Genomic DNA, 16968 nt, shown 5'->3' with positions numbered 1-16968 from the left:
TTTACGTGACAGTGGTACCAGATGACTGTGAGGATAATATTGTTGTCTGCGAGGCTCCTGACAGAACGTCACTGTCCGTCACTGAATCAGGTGTCAGGATCAACGCCACTCCGTTCATTTTTTGTCGCATTTCATCGCGCATGACTGGCGGGAAACGTTTAAGCGCATCTGCATAGTCAGCTGGTCGCCATCCCCCGAAACGTTCTTCCAGAGGAAGACGATGGCGGGTCAGTTCCGACAGTACCCGACGGCCTTCCCGAACCTCGCCTGGTCTGGTGCTGAAGACGGCCTGCAGGGCTTTTCGGTTCAGGGCAACAACATTACGTGGGTGCAGGTCCGGTAGCCAGACCATGACCCCCTGAGCAGCAGCAAATCCGTTGAGGGCATGCCAGGCATGGCAGAGGTAACAGAGGTGAAACGGTGTCGTGAGCCGTTCTAATTCAGCATGTTCGATGTCAGACAGCAGACTGGTGTCGGTCAGCAGTGTTTTGGGGATGTGTCGCAAAGCAATCCGGCGGGCGGCAAGTGATGCGTGCTGCATCCCGGTCCGGGCAGCTTTCAGAGCCCGGGCGTGTTTCTCATATTCAACCGGTACCTGCGGGGTGGGACGTGACTCCAGCTGAGCCAGCGTGTCTTTCGCTCTGACAAGTCGGGTCCTGGCATCCTGCGCGTCTTCCGCAAGTCGGGATAATGGCAGGGATTCCGGTAACACAAACAGATGTTTCATGTCAGCACTACAGCAATAACACCGCCCTCCAGAAACGCTCTCGGGGGGAGGAAGTAAAGGGGCTGTGGAATGGACAACATCAGGAACCGGAAGCGGATGTAGCCATGGACAGTCAGGTGTCTTTTTCTTTTTGCTCATCGTTTTCTCCTGAAAGGGTCGGTAAACACCGACCCTTTCCTGTGGTTAGCTGATATTGACAGAGCTGGTACCGAGCTGTTTCTGGGTTCGTCCCATAATTTCAGGGACTACGGCCAGTAGTGCGCCGATGGCCAGACCTGCACAGCAGCGGCCCACAGTGATCTGCGGATTGGTGCCCACTTTTTTGAAGGACAGCAGGGAACCGATGAAGATGAACACACCGATCGCCTGGGCAATTTCCAGGCCGGAAGTTTTACCGCTTTTGGCACCAGAGGCGGCGCTACCAAACATATCGGCGAGATCGCCATCAGCGAAGGCCATGCCGGGTAACAGGAACGTGACCAGAGCACACAGCCCCTGAATCATGCGCTCGCGGCACTGCATCATGGTCAGCTGGCAGAAAATAACGACGGCATAAAGACGCGCGGAAATAGCACGGAAAAGTGACATAGTGTCTCCTTGGGTTATAAAAAAACGAAGTGTGTTAAAAAGAGAGGCCGAGAGTGGCAAGTGCGGCATCGATGAGCTGAGGTGAAAAGACCATACCGGTCCCTGCAAACAGTTTTACTGTCGCAGCGCGAATGCTTTCACTTGAACTGAGTGCGGTGTGCCCCTCAAGCTCTGATCGTCGAAACATATCGAGTGCCGCATAGACAAACCCCACTCCTGCTAGCCGGACCAGAGAAAGTACGGCGTTAGCAGCCCCGGCAGCAACGCCGTAGGTGGCGGGTTGCACATACGCGATTGCATCAAAAGATGTGGCGCCAAAGCCAAGCTGCGCACCACTGGCATTAATGATGGAGGGGAGAGATACCAGCGCGGCGCAGGAAAAAAGGCCAATAGCAAACTTGCCCGGGGACAATGGACTTCGACTGGAACGTTGCCGGGTCAGAAGTGCGATGAGGCCAAAAAAACCAATCATCTCGGACCAGCTGAATAATAAATCCAGCCCAGCGGTGAAGATGCCCGAAGCAAGATTCTCTATTAGCGTGACGGCATCCAGTGCCATTAGCGCAGGGTTCCTCCGGTTGTCACCACAGAGCGCGTGGCAGGATCAATCTGACGAATAGTGACTTTACCCAGCGTATCCCCCTCCCGGACTGACCAGGTACTGCCCTGCCATTTGATCCACGCCATTCCTGCTTCCAGCGACATGATTTTCATGCCTGCAACAGCACTGGTTGTCTGCCGTTTTTGGGGCCGGGAAGCTGTTTTTGAGGCATCAGAGGTGCTTACGCGGGTTTCCAGAACAGCCAGCTTCTGTGTCAGCTCATTAAGCTGTGCACGCGTTTCTACTGCGTAAGCCTCATCCCTTTTGATAGCATCAGACAGGCGCGTAACGCTGTCTTTAAGCGACGTCAGAGAGTCATTTATCTTGCGGTCACGATCGTTCAGCTCGTCACGGATATCCGTCATCATGCTCGCCCTGTCGTCCTGAGCCATTGGCAGGGACGTATGTGCCGCCGGTTGCGCCGCGGCTGGCGAGACAGCCTGCTGCGGAACAGACTCAACCGTACTATGCTGTGCACCGTCGAGTGTATTTTCAACTTCACTGAAGCTGGTTTCAGACGGCGTATTATTCGTCAATGACAGTGATGGACCGAACAGGTACCAGAGGCTGGCCACTGCCAGAAGCGTTATCCCGAGAAGCCACGGCAGAGAATAGCCAAACAGCAGGTCTCGCTTCCAGAAGGGCGGTTTCTCGCGAGGATCTGGCGCGCCAAAATCATCCTCGCTTTCCAGTGTTTCTTCTTCAGGCATATCAATTTTCTGGTTCATCATTGTTCCTCACGGGTACGGTATCGCCATACTGACGACGGATTTCAGCCTGGCGGCGCGCGATGGCTTCCTGCAGGCGGGTTTCGGTTTGCTGCTCTGCGGCAGCGGGTGCTGATAAGGTGCTATTGATTGCGGGACGAGCCGCTTTATTACTGCTGACAATGTCGTCAGAAGTAACCGAGTCAACGAAGAGAATGGAGATAACTTCTTTCTGCTTCACGGTGACCTGGCGGAACGGCTCACGGGCCATCTCCTGTTTGATGACTTCCGCCCCGGTCTGGGCTGTGCCGCCAACCATTACACCAGCCACTGTGCTGCCATCAGGTTTACCCACTCGTCCGGTGACGGTACCGACACTGGACTGCATAACCTGAGTGTTAGCATCCTTGTACAGACCGCCAAGATCACCAAGACCTCCCAGTACAGCGGGCAGAACGATGTGTGTTCCCCATCGATGGTTAACATCGGAGGCCACAGAAGACATCAGGTTTTTCTCACTCTGTGCGCTTGCATTGACGTTCAGCTCCATGCCGTTCCAACTCATACTGGTAAATCTGATATCCAGTCCATTGCCGGCAAGTTTTGCTGACGAACTGTGAAGTCTTGCGCCAGCCAGCGGCCCGGCAGGAATAACCGCAACAACCTCTGAGTTGGGGTTATCTGAATCCACGGCAGTCTCCATATAACCGGCCGCACGCGTAAGTGCGTGGATGAAGACCTGTGCACTCTCTGTTTCAGTTTTTGTCTCTGCCAGGTTTCTTGTGCCAGTCGCTGGCGATGTCTGCGTAACACTTGCCAGGGCAGTTGCCAGCACCGGTGCATCGCCGCCAGTCTGTGCGTCACTGATCCGCTTAAGCAGTTTTTGCAGTTGAGCCTGGCGCTTTTCGTTTGCCTGCTCTTCTCCGGCCGGGTTTTCCGCATGGCGTGATGCTGCTGGCGGCGGAGGTGGCAGGTCCACCGGTTTTGTTTCTGGCACCTTATCCGGAGGGGGTTCCGTGACTTCAAGGCCGACCGGGAGACTGGCGATGAAGGATGAATCGGTCCGTGCGGCTTCCTGCGCGCCTAAATCGTTTGAGGCTTTAAGCAGTTCACGGTAACGCGGGCTCTCCGTCGTGGTGGTTACGGCACTTGAGGCCGTACCGTTAAGGTTGACGGCAGAATCTGTTCCTGAAGGGTCATGTGTCAGCCACGACATGGCCAGATAACCCGCGGTCACTAAAACCAGGGCACTAAATCCAATTATTGAAAAAAGTTTTTTGCCGTTCTTACCGGCATCCTGTTCTGCGCTCATTACTGAAGCTCCGGCGTGACGTGAACGGATTTCCCGTTTACTGAGAAGGTCAGTAACGGGGTGACGGGGAGTTTCCAGAGATGCGTACCATCCGCTGAAGAGAGTGTCTGTTCAAACTCGTCGCGCAGCATTGCGCGGGAACGGACCATCAGATCATCACCGCTTTGCCAGATCGCAGTGTCAGGGACGTTGCCCTGGAATTTAAGGCGACGGGCATCTTCTGGTGGTGTGCCATCCAGAAAAGCCTGCAACGTGGCGCTGTGGAGTGCGATTTTATCGACGGGTACGCCCGGGGCTGCTGAGCCAGGACCCAGACGCGGGACGCGTAAATCCAGCCGACTGTCGATCTCCTGACTGGCAGTACGGGTGTCTGTCTCACCACTTGTCACATTGATCATGATTGGAACATCAAGCCCTTTCAGATATACGGAAATATTCCCCGCAGCCCACGGGCGCAGTGGTGTTATGGCCAGCATGTTGGTTCCAGCATTGAACTTCACATCAAAACTCTTCGGGCTGGCATTAATTGGCGGATCTGACTGTGGCCACGGTGCGCCATTGATGTCCGTCAGGGTGACGACGCTCTGGTTATTCATGGCCGTGCGTACCAGCGGGATACTGGCGCCTGGAGAAAGATTGAGGGTTAATGAACTGATACGCGGAACCACGCTTATCATTGGGGCATTTACAGAACGCTCGTTGTCGGTCAGTCGAAGCCTCAATTCGCGTATCTCATCCGCTGACAGAGGCGAGTCTAAACCTGCTGCCTCATCTACCAGCGGCGAGCTTTGTTCCGGGGGCGGGAGCTCTCCACTAATCCGGGTTGCCGGTACACCTGTTGTTTGCGCTTCTGCCCCCTGAGGAGCGGCGGCAGTTGTTGCACCAGGCGTCCTGGCATCCTGCCAGCCAGTATTGTCAGCGGCGGCTACGAGGGCCGGACCACACAGCAGTAGTGTGGTCATGAGATAACGAAGTTTCATGGCGGGAGCCTCAGAGATTGCGGGGAGCGTTGCGTGAGATCATCTGGCGGATTTCCATCCCGACGGGTTTCTGTCGTGGATCTACGCGCTGGATGGTAATTTCGAAAACAAACGGTTGTTCAGGCTTGCTGGTCGTCTGCCCAACCAGGCGCAAACGTACCGGATACTGCATTGTCCAGAACCAGGTTCCGTCAGACAGACGCCCACGCCGGATGACGACACCAGCCCCTACGGAACCGGTAAGATTCATACGCTCGCGTTTCAGGGCATCGTAGATATTGGAGTTGGTTAGCGCCTGGATGTAACTGGCGTGTCCTGCTTCAGAGAACAGCGATGCTGTAGAGGATACCTGTTCACGATAATGAACGAAGTCCAGGTTAAAGGCCCGCATCAGAGCCTTGCTGCCAAAGGCGATGGCATCGTCCTGGCTCCATGCTGGTTCGGAAGTGGGAGCCAGGCGAACCAGGCGCCCACTGTCGGTGGCAAAGTAATCCCGTGGCTGTTGTATCAGAGCCCAGGTCAGGCCAGCATTGAGGATGATGCTGATAAGCAGGCCACTCCCCAGCAGGAGGTTACTCTTCATCAGCTCTGGTGCCATTTTCTGGCGTTTTTCTGCCGTTTTCATCATGTTCACGGCGTTTTTCAGCGGATCCTCCGCAGGGGAGGGGGCCCGCCCCTTTGCAGGGGGGGCTGATTGTGTCTGTTTTGTCATAGGTTTCAGGAGTTGAAGTTTTTCCAGGGATCGATGTTGTCTGGGATCTGTTCGTTGACTTTATCCAGGGCCGCTTCGCAGACCTTATTTTCCAGTTGCGAAATGATTTCATCGAGCCCGGGGAATTGCGGCAGGGTCACCTTGACGTTCTTGATACGGGACAGACAGGACTGCAGGGAGGATGAGACATTGCTTTCGCGCTGTTCCCAGGCTGTTGCGGCCGCCCTGGCTCGCTCATAACCAGCCTGGCTACCCGCTTCAGCAGCACTTCCTGCTCGGCAGGTTGCCGCCGCAGCGGCGGCAGAAAAAAGCATGAAGCCGGACAAAAGTCCGGCTTTAAGCATGTGATATCGCATTCTCTCTCCTTATCGGCTTAGCGGCCGGGGCTGTGGGAGTGTTCCTGATGAAGCGCTTTTTCCTGTCTGCCCTCCGGCTTTCGGGCGTCATCCCATTGTTTCCAGGTCTGTTCAAAACCGAGGCGCTGGAACAAGGTATCTGCCTGTTTTTCCGGTGTGTAGAGCCGGGCGGGAAGCGGTGTATCCTCTTCCCGACCTTTCAGGTGGAACGTCATCAGCTGAGGTGCGGCACGGGTGGTGCCGTCGGGTTCGAAATTCACCGCCTGTCCGTAGCCTACAAAGCGGGGACCGTCATCGGTGATGGCATTAATAACCAGCTGACTGTTGTCTGTGGTTGGCGTGGCCAGTGCCGGATACAGCGTGCCATCCAGACGAACCATCCCCTGCAGGTGTTCCCCCGCAGACTGGACAAGCAGCAGATCTAACTGGTTTGACTGTGTGTCCATAGAGGCCATGACGGGTACCAGCCTGTCTGGTGCTTCCGTGGACGGTGGCGAAATGCTGGCCGCGGCTACCGGTGACTTTACAGGATGCCTGTCTTCGCCCAGATAAAACTGACGCTCTTCCAGGCGAGGTGGCAGCTTCAGGTCTGTGGTGTACTCAGGCCAAGCCTGTCGGATTTGCTGTGTGAGGCGGCCAAACGTATCGACCGGGAAAGCCTGAAGAGGCTGTCCCTGCTCCGGTCGATCATGTGCCACGGCAAGACCTGTTGAGGCGGACGTCAATGACCAGTTATTTTTTACGCGCTCTTTTTCCTCACCAGGTACCTGCCAGCTGTCACGGGAATTGAGCGTCAGCGTGACCACATCGCCGGTTTTGTGGTGCGCGATCAACTCCCGTAAATCCTGCCCCCAGTAGGTATGACTTCCACCGCGGTTCTGTAGCTCGATAAAGAAGCTCTTGCCCTTTTGCTCTTTATTTTCGTACATCGCTTCACCAAAGTTCTTGAGGACCGCCGTGACGCTCTGGCCTGGTTTCAGTGCAGAGGGGGCGGGCTCAGCGGGCATATCAGGGACCCGGATGCTGTCGGCCTGCTTAGGCGCTACAGGCTCTGTTGAGGGTGAAACGGCAGGCTGCTTTGCGGCAGTTGCCTGTGCTGACGGCGTGGGTGATACGGGGGGCACGGGTATGCCCGGAGCGTCAGGGGTAACAGCTTCGGGGGCGGCTGTTGCCGGTGACACTGGCGATGCGGCATCAGGTGATGGAGTCTGTCGGTTCAGATCCGGCGTAGGAATATGTGTTGTGACTGAATCCCTGGTTGCCCCAAACTGTTGCCGCATAGTCTCAAGCTGCGCGCGCTGCGCAGGCAGCTTCATTCGGATATCGAGGTCATATTCAATAATGAGCCGCATGGCCTGCTCTTTAAACTGCGTACTGCCGGTGAGCTCCACCACACCGCCGTAATAGCGTGATGCCACGGCCAGCGCGGCGAGCACCTTGCGCTTGTCCTCACTCGCACCGTTACACATTTCGAGACGGTTGCCGAGATCGTGAAACGCATCTTCCCCGTCGAGACGGTAAAGCACCTTATTGTCACGCTGTTCTTCCGTTGACAGGGCTTTAATGATTTCATCGAGATCTTCTCGCTGAAGCGGTTCCGGCCTTCGCGGTCCGTAGACAAGCCCATCCGCTTCATGCATCTCACTCTCTGCCGTTTCCTTCCTGCCCGGGGAGGGCTCTGACGTGTTTGGATCCACATCGGCAGTTTGCGTCTGCTCCTGTTTTTGCCCGGTTGATGTTGCTCCGGGGGACTGTGGAGGGATTGGTAATTCAGGAACGATCGGCTCCGGAGACTCAGCGTCTGTTTCATGTGACGCAGCCTCAGGCTTCAGGGTTTGTTTGCCCGTTTCTGACAGTTCATGGTCTGTCTGTCGTTCCTGAGCAGGCATATGGGGAATGTCATCAGACTGACTGTTCACCCATTCAGCAAATTGTGGGTCGTCCATCTGCGCGCGTATGTCTGCATAATCATCGAGGCCAGGGACCGGTATATTCGATCCTGATTCGATGGCACTATGACTACGCTGACCGGCATCCGCAGAAGATGTCGCGATCGTCACGTCCGTGGTGCTCTGCGTATCAGGAATTAAAACATCAGCGTCTCGCAGGGACGTGGGGGCGGGTTCATCGTGTTCAGCCTTATTCTCAACCGGTGCCGCACTGATACTGGCTTCATCGGGCGGCATCACCGCTGCCGGAGAGATTATTTCAGGTTCAGGCGGGGCGGGAGGCGCTGGGTTTACTGACTCATCCTGCCTGTGGCTTTCAGACGGAATAACGACAGGTTCATCCGGGGCAATCGAAGACTGGCCGGATTCCTGACTTTCCAGATTTTCCATTTTTGGGTCCTGTTGTGAGAGAAATTGTGCATCGTTGGGTGCGTAGTCTGTCCGGATATCGATGCCGGCAGACCTGAGGCGGTCGCTGATGTGCTCACGGAAGGCTTCTCTGCCCCTGCTGATATCGAGATCGTTGAAGTCCGTCAGCAAGCGTGCTTTTTCTTCTTCGGTGAAATCAGGGGCGATGACTCTGCCGCCCGTGAGTTCTGCCGCTTTCTCAGCGCTCAGGATGCCCTTATTTTCAGGTTGTCCTGTCTGCGCATTCTTCAGCTGATGATCATTGTCTGCACAGAAAATAAAAGGACTGTCAGGCCAAACGGCACGAGCATTCTGGCCAACGGCAATCATGTTTCCCGCATCAACCGTCATCAGTACCGGCAGACCTGATGCCTCATGCAGAGAGGCTGCTGTGGCATATCCTTCAGCAAACAGCAAAGGCAGGCCATTCTGTGGCGTCCCCAGTGCAAACCAGTTACCTGTTTTTTCACTGTCTTTAAGGATGCGGGCGTCTTTTCCGCCGGTGAGCGGAATACGCTGGTAAGAGCGTATGTCGCCATGCGCATTGCTGAAGGGGATCACAAGTTCTTGCTTATCGTTGATTCTTATACCCGGCGCAGCCTCCACACCCTTACGGGTCAGATAGGCGTTCGTTGTAGCCTGCGGGTAGCGGTCAACATATCGGGCGGCGTACTCCGCCTGCCGGTTGTACTGTTGCTCCAGAGCACGGGCATTGTCTTCACGCGTTTGCTGGGCGTGTGCACGGAGATGAAGACGCGCAAGCGGATCCATCTCGCCACCACCTGAAAACACCCACTGCGTCGGTTTAGCGTCGGCGCTGCGATAATCGCGGTACCATCCGGCAGGGCGCCCGTCCAGGTAAGCCTTGTAAGCTCCGCTTTTCGAACCTTTCTTGTCCTGTTTCGTCGGTACGCGCTGAAGGCTTCCATCCATCACGGGGAGCCCCTTAACTAGCAGCCCTGCTTCTTCAAGTTTTTGAGCAAACTCTGTTACCGGATCGTCCGCATTCATCGACAGTTCATGGGGGCGGGGCATCCATCGCTCGAACCTGGTCAGGTCGGCTCCTGGTCGGGCATACCAGAGGCGGTGCTCATCGTCCCATTTAAGGGCTTTCTGCCCATCGCTGAGACGCGGGTGGGCGTTGATGGCGTCGTCCTTCTCTTCGTGAGGTACGGCAAGCCATACGCGGTGACTTTTTTGCATGGTCACATTCCTGGAAGATATTGAGGGAGTAGCGCGGGAGCGCTATGGGGAACGAACGGGTTACATCGGGTTCAGAGACCAGTCCAGTCTCGTGGTTTTTCAACAAAATGCCGGTACCACCAGGGGCGACCGGAGGCAATCTTTCCCCTGAAGGTACTTATTACGCGCAGGCAGATAGCCCGTACACTCCAGCCAAAGAAATTCAGGGCAACAAAGAATCCCAGAATGGCGGAACAGATATACAGCGTCTTCATGGACGGCCAGCGAAACCAGACCAGATACAGCAAAAGGAACGGCAGCGGGATACCAAAAAAGGTGACAGGCGGTGTGGCATAGCGCCAGAATCCTTCTCGTTTCAATGTCTAAGCTCCTGTGTCGGTAGGTAGAGTGCCGCTTCGTGTCTGTCTATATCACCCGTTACGTAACCTTCACGCACTTGATCGATAATGCGCCTTTTCTCCAGTCTCAGGATGTTATCGATGTGGGCCGGCCACTTCTCTGACGGGAGATTCTGTAGTGCATCGCGTAGCTCATCGTCGAAGACGATGTATTCCCGGAGAGCCCGGCGTTTGCCGTCTGTCGTTCTGACAAGTACCTGGACTACGATAAACCGTAACATCCCAAGCATCTCCCAGGCGCGTGCATCACGAATCTGAGGCGGAAACAGACCAAGCAGTCGGTTCAGGGTTTCACCTGGTGATTTAGAGTGCAGTGTACCGATGGTTAAATGTCCGCTTTCACCAGCCTGGACAGAAGCCTCTGCTGTTTCCGTGTCACGAATTTCCCCGATACCGATGACCTCCGGGTTTCGGCGCATTGCGGAGCGAAGCCCATCTGCAAAACTTGCGACGTCACGTCTTACCTGAGCCTGATGCGGCGGCAGAAGGTCGTCGGGGCGGCCGAGAATGTACTCTACTGGATCTTCGTAGGTCACAATTTTGCGATCGGGCTGTGTGTCCTGGCAGTGGCGATACAACGACGCCTGCAACGTTGATTTACCCGAACCCGTTTCACCGCAAATAAGACCCAGCCCGGTTTTTGGCAGCATTGCCGCCGCCAGATCGGGCTCGATACCCAGCTTCAGAAAATCGGGAATGATGTGGGGGATCACACGCAGAGTGACGGAGAGAGCCTTTTCTTCCCGGGCAGATGTCCCCTGGATGATGTGCGCGCGTAGCCGCACGCGTTCCCCCCTTTCCAGGCCATATCGCCCATGCATGTCGCCGTCGATTTGAATGGCTCTGTCCAGCGGTCTTCCACCCTGCACTCGGGGGCGCACTTCTGGCCCCAGCAGGTCGTCAAGCATATTTCCCAGCATGATATTCGGCAGTATGGTGTCTGAGACTCTCTCACGTCGGCCATAACGACTCACTGAAACTGGTGAGCCGCCAACCAGATCCACATCACTGACTCCATGTGCCGAACACCAGGCAAAAAATGTCCTGAACTCGTCGGCGGTATAGGCACCGCTGAACGGGAAAAGCCCGAACGAGTCAGGGATAGCTGATATGTTCACGAGGAAAACTCCTTACTGGATGGTAACGGACGGGCGCCAGCGTGATTTCTGTAGCTCAAACGATGCATGTGATTTGAGTCGGCGAACACGATCGCCGGTAACGAGCTTCTGACCACTGCCAGTAACAGTCTGCTGCTGCTCGGTGACTTCCGGCCGGGAAATCATGCCCCGTCGCCAGAGCAGGGAATAAAGCATCATGCCGCGATAGTCCCGGGTGAGTTGATTCATGCTGGCCTCAAAGGTCAGATCGGCATTTTCGCGACCTTCCTGCCAGCCTTTTTTCAGTGCGTCTTCCCAGACCTTTCTCTGGGCGCTGTCTTCCGGCACAACCAGACCTTCTGTGCCAGGGGTTGCCGTGGTGGCCAGACCGCGTAGTAACCAGCTGCGCCAGCTGGGCGGGTTACTGACGAATCGCTCCGGTCGGATGATGGTCCAGACTTTTGAGGCTGTGCGAATTTGATCAGGAGTGATGTGTGCTACGTCCTGCGCTTCATCAATAACCGGAGGAAGCCAGCCTTCAGGGCTGATAAGTGGACGGAAATCGTAAAGGGCATTGAGGGTGGATTCGCGGGCGTTGAGTGCCTGGGTTAACTCCCATGCCCGCTGGGATTTTCCTCCCCGGAATCCCAGTGTTCTGCCAGCATCAGTAAGCATTTGCCAGCGCGTTTCGGACAGACCTTCTGGTCTTTGTCGCTCCGGGTTGAGCCAGGCCTGCATATCCGGAGGTGGTGCCCCTGTATCTGTCGGTGAAGCCGGCCGCTCTCCTGCACACCCAGTCAGGAGCAGAGCAGGGAATAGTAACAAGAGAAAGCATTTCATTTCTTTCTGGTCTCCGGTTGCATGAAGTTGAGCTGGAGCAGCCCAGGGTACTGATTCAGGGTTGCGCGCCATGCGGTCTGCGCTTCGATAACGCGCAACACATTGCTGAACGTCATGCCACGAACGTGCAATGTTACGGGCAAGGGCAGGCGAACGCCGCTGTAGTTGAACTGCAGGCCACGTGCCCGCGCCAGTTCATCCAGTAGCTCCACAGCATCACCTTCCCAGTCGAAAGAGACGTCAGCGCTGTTGGAGCGAACGATCTCCATGGATGATGGCGCGGTTTTCGAACCGGACCAGACACCGTTATTCCACATCTGATACTGTGTGTGACGGGTAACGGAAACGGATGAGGCCGCGCCGTAACGGTCGGGGGAAGGAGAAACTGGAGACGTTGATGGCGTAGTCCAGGACTGGCAGCCGGCGAGCAGGGAGATGGCCAACACGCCGGGAAGCATTAAACAATTCATGGTAGTTACCTTGCCGGGGGGCGACGGAGATTAAAGCCAGAAGATTCAGTGGGCGAGGCTTATGATGCCGTTAATTTTGATGTTTACTTTTCCTGCGTATCCAGCTAATTAATTCAGATGGTTGATTATTTGCGGTCATCCAGAATAAAAGTCCGAATACAGAGAAAGTGAGATAAAACTGCCTGATGGTATCGTCAACACGCTCTTTCCAGTCATCCTCATCAATTAATACCGTTTTGCATACCTGAGGCATTACAAGAGGAGATGGCGGGCCGCTATCGTTTGATTGTTTACATTCTCTTACCATGCCTGGTGGTGCATCACCGGTAAGTGATCGGGCCTGTTCAAGGAAGGTGTCGGCGAGCGAGTGGTTGAATCCAAATAACATGAACAGAATAAAAAAACCGGTGGCTGGCGCAGTTATCAGGCTGCTGAAAGCAACACTGCTGATCTGATGCAATACATGTACATATCGGAAAGATTTCATCTTCAACGGTCTCAGCGGGAGAAAGTTCGGGGGGATTACAGCCAGTGCACAGGGGATAACACACAAAGAAACGGCAGAGGAAGCCCATTGCGGGCTTCCCCTAAACTATCAGAACGTGAACTGCAACTGTGCGACCGCACCGTAGGTACGATCGGTTCCTGCAATACCGGTCAGGTCCAGATGTACTACGTCGAAAGGAGAGAAGCCCAGACCCGCAGTGAAAGCGTTGCCCTCGCTGGAGACCATGTTCTGACGATAACCCGCGCGTACCTGCATCCAGTTCCAGGCATTCAGTTCGGCACCCACACTGGCGAACTGGCGTTTGTCATCCCGCTCAAAGCGGCTTGCTTCGGTCAGATCCACATCGAGAGCGGTGGTCAGGATACTGTTACTCCATGCCACGCCTGCAGTGGCCTGTGGTTTTACTTTGAATGTTTCTTTCTCACCATTCACTGCTTTAGTGTCAACGGTGCGGGCGATGATGTTCTGTACCGCGAGACCCAGCATCCAGTTGTCGCCGAGGTTTGTTGCCAGACCGATGTCGGCGTTAAATCCGGTTTTAGTATTGCGGTAGTCATCCGAATTCAGGTCATTTTTGTCGAAGTCGTTTACCTTTGCGCTGTAGTTGAAAAGATCGATGCGTTGATACTTGGGCGTGATCCCCAGTGACCAGCTATGTCCCGCTGTTTCAAATTCGTGCGCCATAGCCACACCGACATCGGTGATAACGGCAGCCCGACCATAAGCGCGGGACGTTAGTGCATCCTTGTCTACCGTATCTGACGGGATGGCGCCGCTGGCGATATTATCGAGATACTGTAGATCGTGATCACTGACCTTGCCGTTTACGGAAACGGTGCCCCAGGACTTCACGACAACCGCAAATGGAAGCACTTTATTAGGAGTGGTAGCAATGACAGATGCCCCGACCTGTCCGTTTGCTTTTACGTCCTTCAGGTCTTCCAACTTGTTGCGTAATGCGGCTGCACTTTCGCTGACACCGCTCTGGCGGTCAACTGCATTGTCAAAATTGTTCCACAGATCCTTTACGTCATCGGTATTATCGATGGCATTATCTGGGTCTGCTACCTGGACACCTACGGACGGCAGCACCAGGCTGAAGTCATCGTTCGCGCCAAATTTCGTCAGGAGTGCCGGGTTGGATAAGGCAGCTGTACCGTAATGTGCGGAAGCTACGCCAGTCCCGCCCATCGCATCGCTGCGGGCTTCCATATAAGAGGTTGCAGCTCCCGCATGAAATGCCATCATGACGGCGAAAGATATCAGTGTTTTTGCAATGTGAGTCTTTTTCATAAGTAAATTTCCTGTAGTCCTGTCTGGATTTAGGGCAAAAGTAGGTCCTGATGCGGCAGCATCAAAATTTCCTTTTTCTTTTTTAATTCAGATTTTCAGCGTGGTTTAAAGCTGTCTGAATATAAGTACGGGTAACGTTGTTCCGTGTTCAAGTGCTGTTGCCAGCCCTGCACCTAAGGTGACGAGGCGGATAGTACCTGTTGCTGCGTGTTCCCTGAGGAGTCGCTCTTTCCAGCATTCCTGCTCTGTATTCAGGGTGCGCGTAATAATGGATAGCACCGGAAAATATGTCAGCTGAGATGAAGATATTTTCTTCTTAATTAATATGCCGTTTCGTTCCTGATCTTTATCCTCAGTTGTATTTTCAGTCTTCCAGAAAATAATGCTGTCATTATTATTTTCGGCTGAAGGAATAATTACCTCCCGGAAATTTTCTTCCGTTTGTGGCCATTGATGACTCGCGCTGCCTGTGTCGACAGGGGGAACGTTGCTTCCAAGCAACCAGCCAGGAGAAACGAAAAACCAGTCAGCGAGCGCCTGGAGAAGCGGGGTGGACAGATAGTCCATTGTACGTTCCCTGTCCTGTAGCACACTAACCCGAACATTCCATGACGACAGCAGTTCTGCGATGTCTGTCGGGCTAAGCTCGTGTGACTGCATCAGTAGCTCAAAGCGGTCTATAACGCTGATTGCAGTATTACTGAATGGCAGGAAGATATCGCGAAAAGAGCCTTCAATTACCATACTCAGCAACTCTGACTGAGAAATTCCAATTTTGCCTGACAGCTCATCAATCAGTTGACGGGTACCAGGTCGCAACCGAAGTGATGTGGTCTGCATGGGCTTCTTATCATTGCGCTGAAGCAGTTCTGCAATCCTGTTCCGATCAAGGTCGGGGAGCGCCAGAAGCGAGGTGAAAATTGCTGTGAGACTGTTTGCCACATGGCCCCCTTAAGTGAAATTAAACTTTGTTACTCAGTGGGTTAAAGAATAATTAATCGTGACGCGTATGTATAACGAGTTAATTCGATCGTGTAGATCGACTGCGTTTGCGTGTTCGTTTTAATTACGTTTGTGTATTTGCTTTTTTAGCGAGCTTTCCGGCGCGGCCGAATGAGTACAAGCACGCCGGTTTCAGGTACGGTTATCCAGCGCCATTCCTGTAAAAATGTTTGCAGCCGTATCCCGTTTCTGATGGCTGGAGGTATCGTGACTGTGGTGCAGCGCCAGCGGTGCGTTTCCCCCATTTTTGACATCAGGATAGTCATGCTTTTCAGGTGTGCCGGTCGCATCAGATGGGATGTGAAGTACACCGGCGAGCTGTCTCTTTGTAGCGCCAGCTGCAACGTGACCAGAAAGCTCCGGTGAAAGCGTGCCGCACGCCGGAGATTAAGATGGCCAACCCGGTCAAATGTCGACAGATGCAGGGTTGTGTAATGCTTCTTACGATGTCGAACCAAGGCCGTTCGGAACCCTTTCCAGGGCGTCACGGCACTGACGATTGTCATTATCGGGCAATACAGCAGTAGCGTTAGTGGTACTGCTGAAAGGAAAATCAGAAACACAGCCCCTCCAGAAGAAAAGTTATACCTGGGCCGACAGTGCCAGGTCGGGGTTAAGCGGACATATCATGATGTGATTGTTTGTCCTGACAGGAAGCTCTCCCGGCGCGGGGACTCGTTCGCCGCGCTGGGCTGCAAGAGCCAGTGTCCGCAGTAGCAGTTCGCTGGCGCGGGCCAAAGCAAGTTCGCGAGTCGGCGCTGATACTGTCAGATTTTCGAAATCGCATAGCATTACCTTGATGTCACCTGATTCTTCGCTGTCCTGCTCGACCTGGGCAGGATAGGGCACGAAGTAGGGGGCGATCTTTTGAGTCTGGCGCCGTCGCGCGTCCAGCTTGCTGACCAGCTGGTAAGCTCTCAGATGGGTGTAGCGTTTTAGCATATTCATCGAGCGATGGCCTGATATAGCTGCGACCTCCATAACGTTCAGCGTACCGAGTTCGAAGAAACGGCTGATGGCCTCGTGCCGTAGATCATGAAAATGCAGATTCTCGATAGAGAGTTCCTTGAGGGCATTCCGCCAGGCGCTTTTGAAACCGGATGACGTATAGGAAAACAACTTACCTTTTAGCTGGGCCGGCATCATCTGAAGCAGGTTACGAGCCTTACGTGAGAGAGGAACATCTCGTGATGAGCCATTCTTGGTATCGGGCAGATGTGCTACGCCGTGCTGCAGGTCGATGTATTCCCATTGCAGGTTAAGGATTTCACCCTGCCGCATGGCTGTCTCAAGCGCGAGATGAAAAATTATATACAGCATTAAGTTTCGTTCCCGGAAATAACGGGACAGTCTGCGCTCTTCACTGGATGTCAGGCGGCGATCACGACCTTTGGATACTTTAGGTTTACGTACCAGTTCGACTGGGTTGCTTCGACAGGTTCCCCATTCCACGCGAGCGATCCCGAATAGAGATGATAAAAGCGCCAGTTCAAGCCTTACTGTATTGCCAGTGATAGGGTTCCCAGTCCTTGGGTTGAACTGCATCAGCCTTTCATCACGGTAGGCTGCAATATCAACTGTGGTGATCTCATCCATGTTCCGGTTAGCCAGTGGGTGACGCTTAATGACGTTGACCCGGTAAAATTCCTGAAGATGTCCCTTTTTGTGAACTGATACCGACTCGTAATACTTATCGAGGCCCCGACTGAGAGACATTTTTCTAATACGCGCAACAGAAGACATCATTACTCCCAAAAGGCGAAGAAAATAAAGCCTTGTGCGAAAAATGCAATAACACTGTCAATCCGGTGTGTGGA

The 16968-nt window shown here is 54.2% G+C and carries 17 protein-coding genes and 1 pseudogene; all 18 read right to left on the bottom strand.

Going from position 1 to position 16968, the window contains the following annotated elements:
* Position 1 precedes the first annotated feature (1 nt).
* Positions 2 to 727, bottom strand: a complete 726-nt coding sequence (locus ACOTXL_RS18990) for a hypothetical protein (protein ID WP_063864836.1) — start codon at positions 725 to 727, stop codon at positions 2 to 4.
* Between the two features lie 183 nt (positions 728 to 910).
* Positions 911 to 1315, bottom strand: coding sequence for a DUF6750 family protein (locus ACOTXL_RS18985; RefSeq protein WP_022649996.1), 405 nt, complete (start codon positions 1313 to 1315; stop codon positions 911 to 913).
* Between the two features lie 34 nt (positions 1316 to 1349).
* On the bottom strand, positions 1350 to 1874 hold the full coding sequence (gene traQ / locus ACOTXL_RS18980; RefSeq protein WP_022649995.1) for a conjugal transfer protein TraQ: 525 nt from the start codon (positions 1872 to 1874) through the stop codon (positions 1350 to 1352).
* Positions 1874 to 2647 (bottom strand): conjugal transfer protein TraP, encoded by a 774-nt coding sequence (gene traP / locus ACOTXL_RS18975; protein WP_123839398.1) that lies wholly within the window; start codon positions 2645 to 2647, stop codon positions 1874 to 1876. The genes traQ and traP overlap by 1 nt, the downstream gene beginning before the upstream one ends.
* Positions 2628 to 3935 (bottom strand): conjugal transfer protein TraO, encoded by a 1308-nt coding sequence (gene traO / locus ACOTXL_RS18970; protein ID WP_022649993.1) that lies wholly within the window; start codon positions 3933 to 3935, stop codon positions 2628 to 2630. Before traO ends, traP begins: the two co-directional genes overlap by 20 nt.
* The gene (locus ACOTXL_RS18965; RefSeq protein WP_022649992.1) at positions 3935 to 4915 is read right to left on the bottom strand and encodes a DotH/IcmK family type IV secretion protein; all 981 of its coding nucleotides are present in this window, start codon (positions 4913 to 4915) and stop codon (positions 3935 to 3937) included. The genes traO and ACOTXL_RS18965 overlap by 1 nt, the downstream gene beginning before the upstream one ends.
* Positions 4916 to 4925: 10 nt before the next feature.
* Positions 4926 to 5543, bottom strand: a complete 618-nt coding sequence (locus ACOTXL_RS18960) for a DotI/IcmL family type IV secretion protein (protein ID WP_179297403.1) — start codon at positions 5541 to 5543, stop codon at positions 4926 to 4928.
* 89 nt (positions 5544 to 5632) lie between these two features.
* The gene (locus ACOTXL_RS18955) at positions 5633 to 5983 is read right to left on the bottom strand and encodes a hypothetical protein (protein WP_022649990.1); all 351 of its coding nucleotides are present in this window, start codon (positions 5981 to 5983) and stop codon (positions 5633 to 5635) included.
* A 1289-nt stretch (positions 5984 to 7272) separates the two neighbouring features.
* Positions 7273 to 9543, bottom strand: a pseudogene (locus ACOTXL_RS18950) (LPD7 domain-containing protein); the annotation flags it as partial.
* A 71-nt stretch (positions 9544 to 9614) separates the two neighbouring features.
* Positions 9615 to 9902 (bottom strand): hypothetical protein, encoded by a 288-nt coding sequence (locus tag ACOTXL_RS18945; RefSeq protein ID WP_022649988.1) that lies wholly within the window; start codon positions 9900 to 9902, stop codon positions 9615 to 9617.
* Positions 9899 to 11044, bottom strand: coding sequence for a plasmid transfer ATPase TraJ (gene traJ, locus ACOTXL_RS18940; RefSeq protein WP_032623579.1), 1146 nt, complete (start codon positions 11042 to 11044; stop codon positions 9899 to 9901). Before traJ ends, ACOTXL_RS18945 begins: the two co-directional genes overlap by 4 nt.
* Before the next feature lie 27 nt (positions 11045 to 11071).
* Positions 11072 to 11878, bottom strand: coding sequence for a type IV secretory system conjugative DNA transfer family protein (locus ACOTXL_RS18935; protein WP_022649986.1), 807 nt, complete (start codon positions 11876 to 11878; stop codon positions 11072 to 11074).
* Positions 11875 to 12348 carry a DotD/TraH family lipoprotein gene (locus tag ACOTXL_RS18930; protein WP_022649985.1) on the bottom strand — a complete coding sequence of 158 codons (474 nt, stop codon included), beginning with the start codon at positions 12346 to 12348 and terminating at the stop codon, positions 11875 to 11877. Before ACOTXL_RS18930 ends, ACOTXL_RS18935 begins: the two co-directional genes overlap by 4 nt.
* Positions 12349 to 12418: 70 nt before the next feature.
* Positions 12419 to 12835: a hypothetical protein gene (locus ACOTXL_RS18925; protein WP_123839394.1), complete on the bottom strand. Its 417-nt coding sequence runs from the start codon at positions 12833 to 12835 to the stop codon at positions 12419 to 12421.
* Between the two features lie 108 nt (positions 12836 to 12943).
* Positions 12944 to 14149: a conjugal transfer protein TraF gene (locus ACOTXL_RS18920; protein WP_022649984.1), complete on the bottom strand. Its 1206-nt coding sequence runs from the start codon at positions 14147 to 14149 to the stop codon at positions 12944 to 12946.
* Positions 14150 to 14254: 105 nt separating this feature from the next.
* Complete coding sequence (locus ACOTXL_RS18915; protein WP_022649983.1) at positions 14255 to 15091, bottom strand: hypothetical protein; 837 nt, start codon at positions 15089 to 15091, stop codon at positions 14255 to 14257.
* A gap of 146 nt (positions 15092 to 15237) precedes the next feature.
* Entirely contained in the window at positions 15238 to 15714 is a 477-nt protein-coding gene (locus ACOTXL_RS18910) for a hypothetical protein (protein ID WP_022649982.1), read from the bottom strand.
* A gap of 19 nt (positions 15715 to 15733) precedes the next feature.
* Positions 15734 to 16897 (bottom strand): site-specific integrase, encoded by a 1164-nt coding sequence (locus ACOTXL_RS18905; RefSeq protein ID WP_301741653.1) that lies wholly within the window; start codon positions 16895 to 16897, stop codon positions 15734 to 15736.
* Between the last annotated feature and the right edge of the window lie 71 nt (positions 16898 to 16968).

Source organism: Enterobacter cloacae complex sp. IR5402 (genome assembly GCF_049238125.1).
Lineage (GTDB): Bacteria > Pseudomonadota > Gammaproteobacteria > Enterobacterales > Enterobacteriaceae > Enterobacter > Enterobacter hormaechei_C.
The sequence above is the reverse complement of the archived record's forward strand: the minus strand, read 5'-3'. Positions and strand labels throughout refer to the sequence as shown.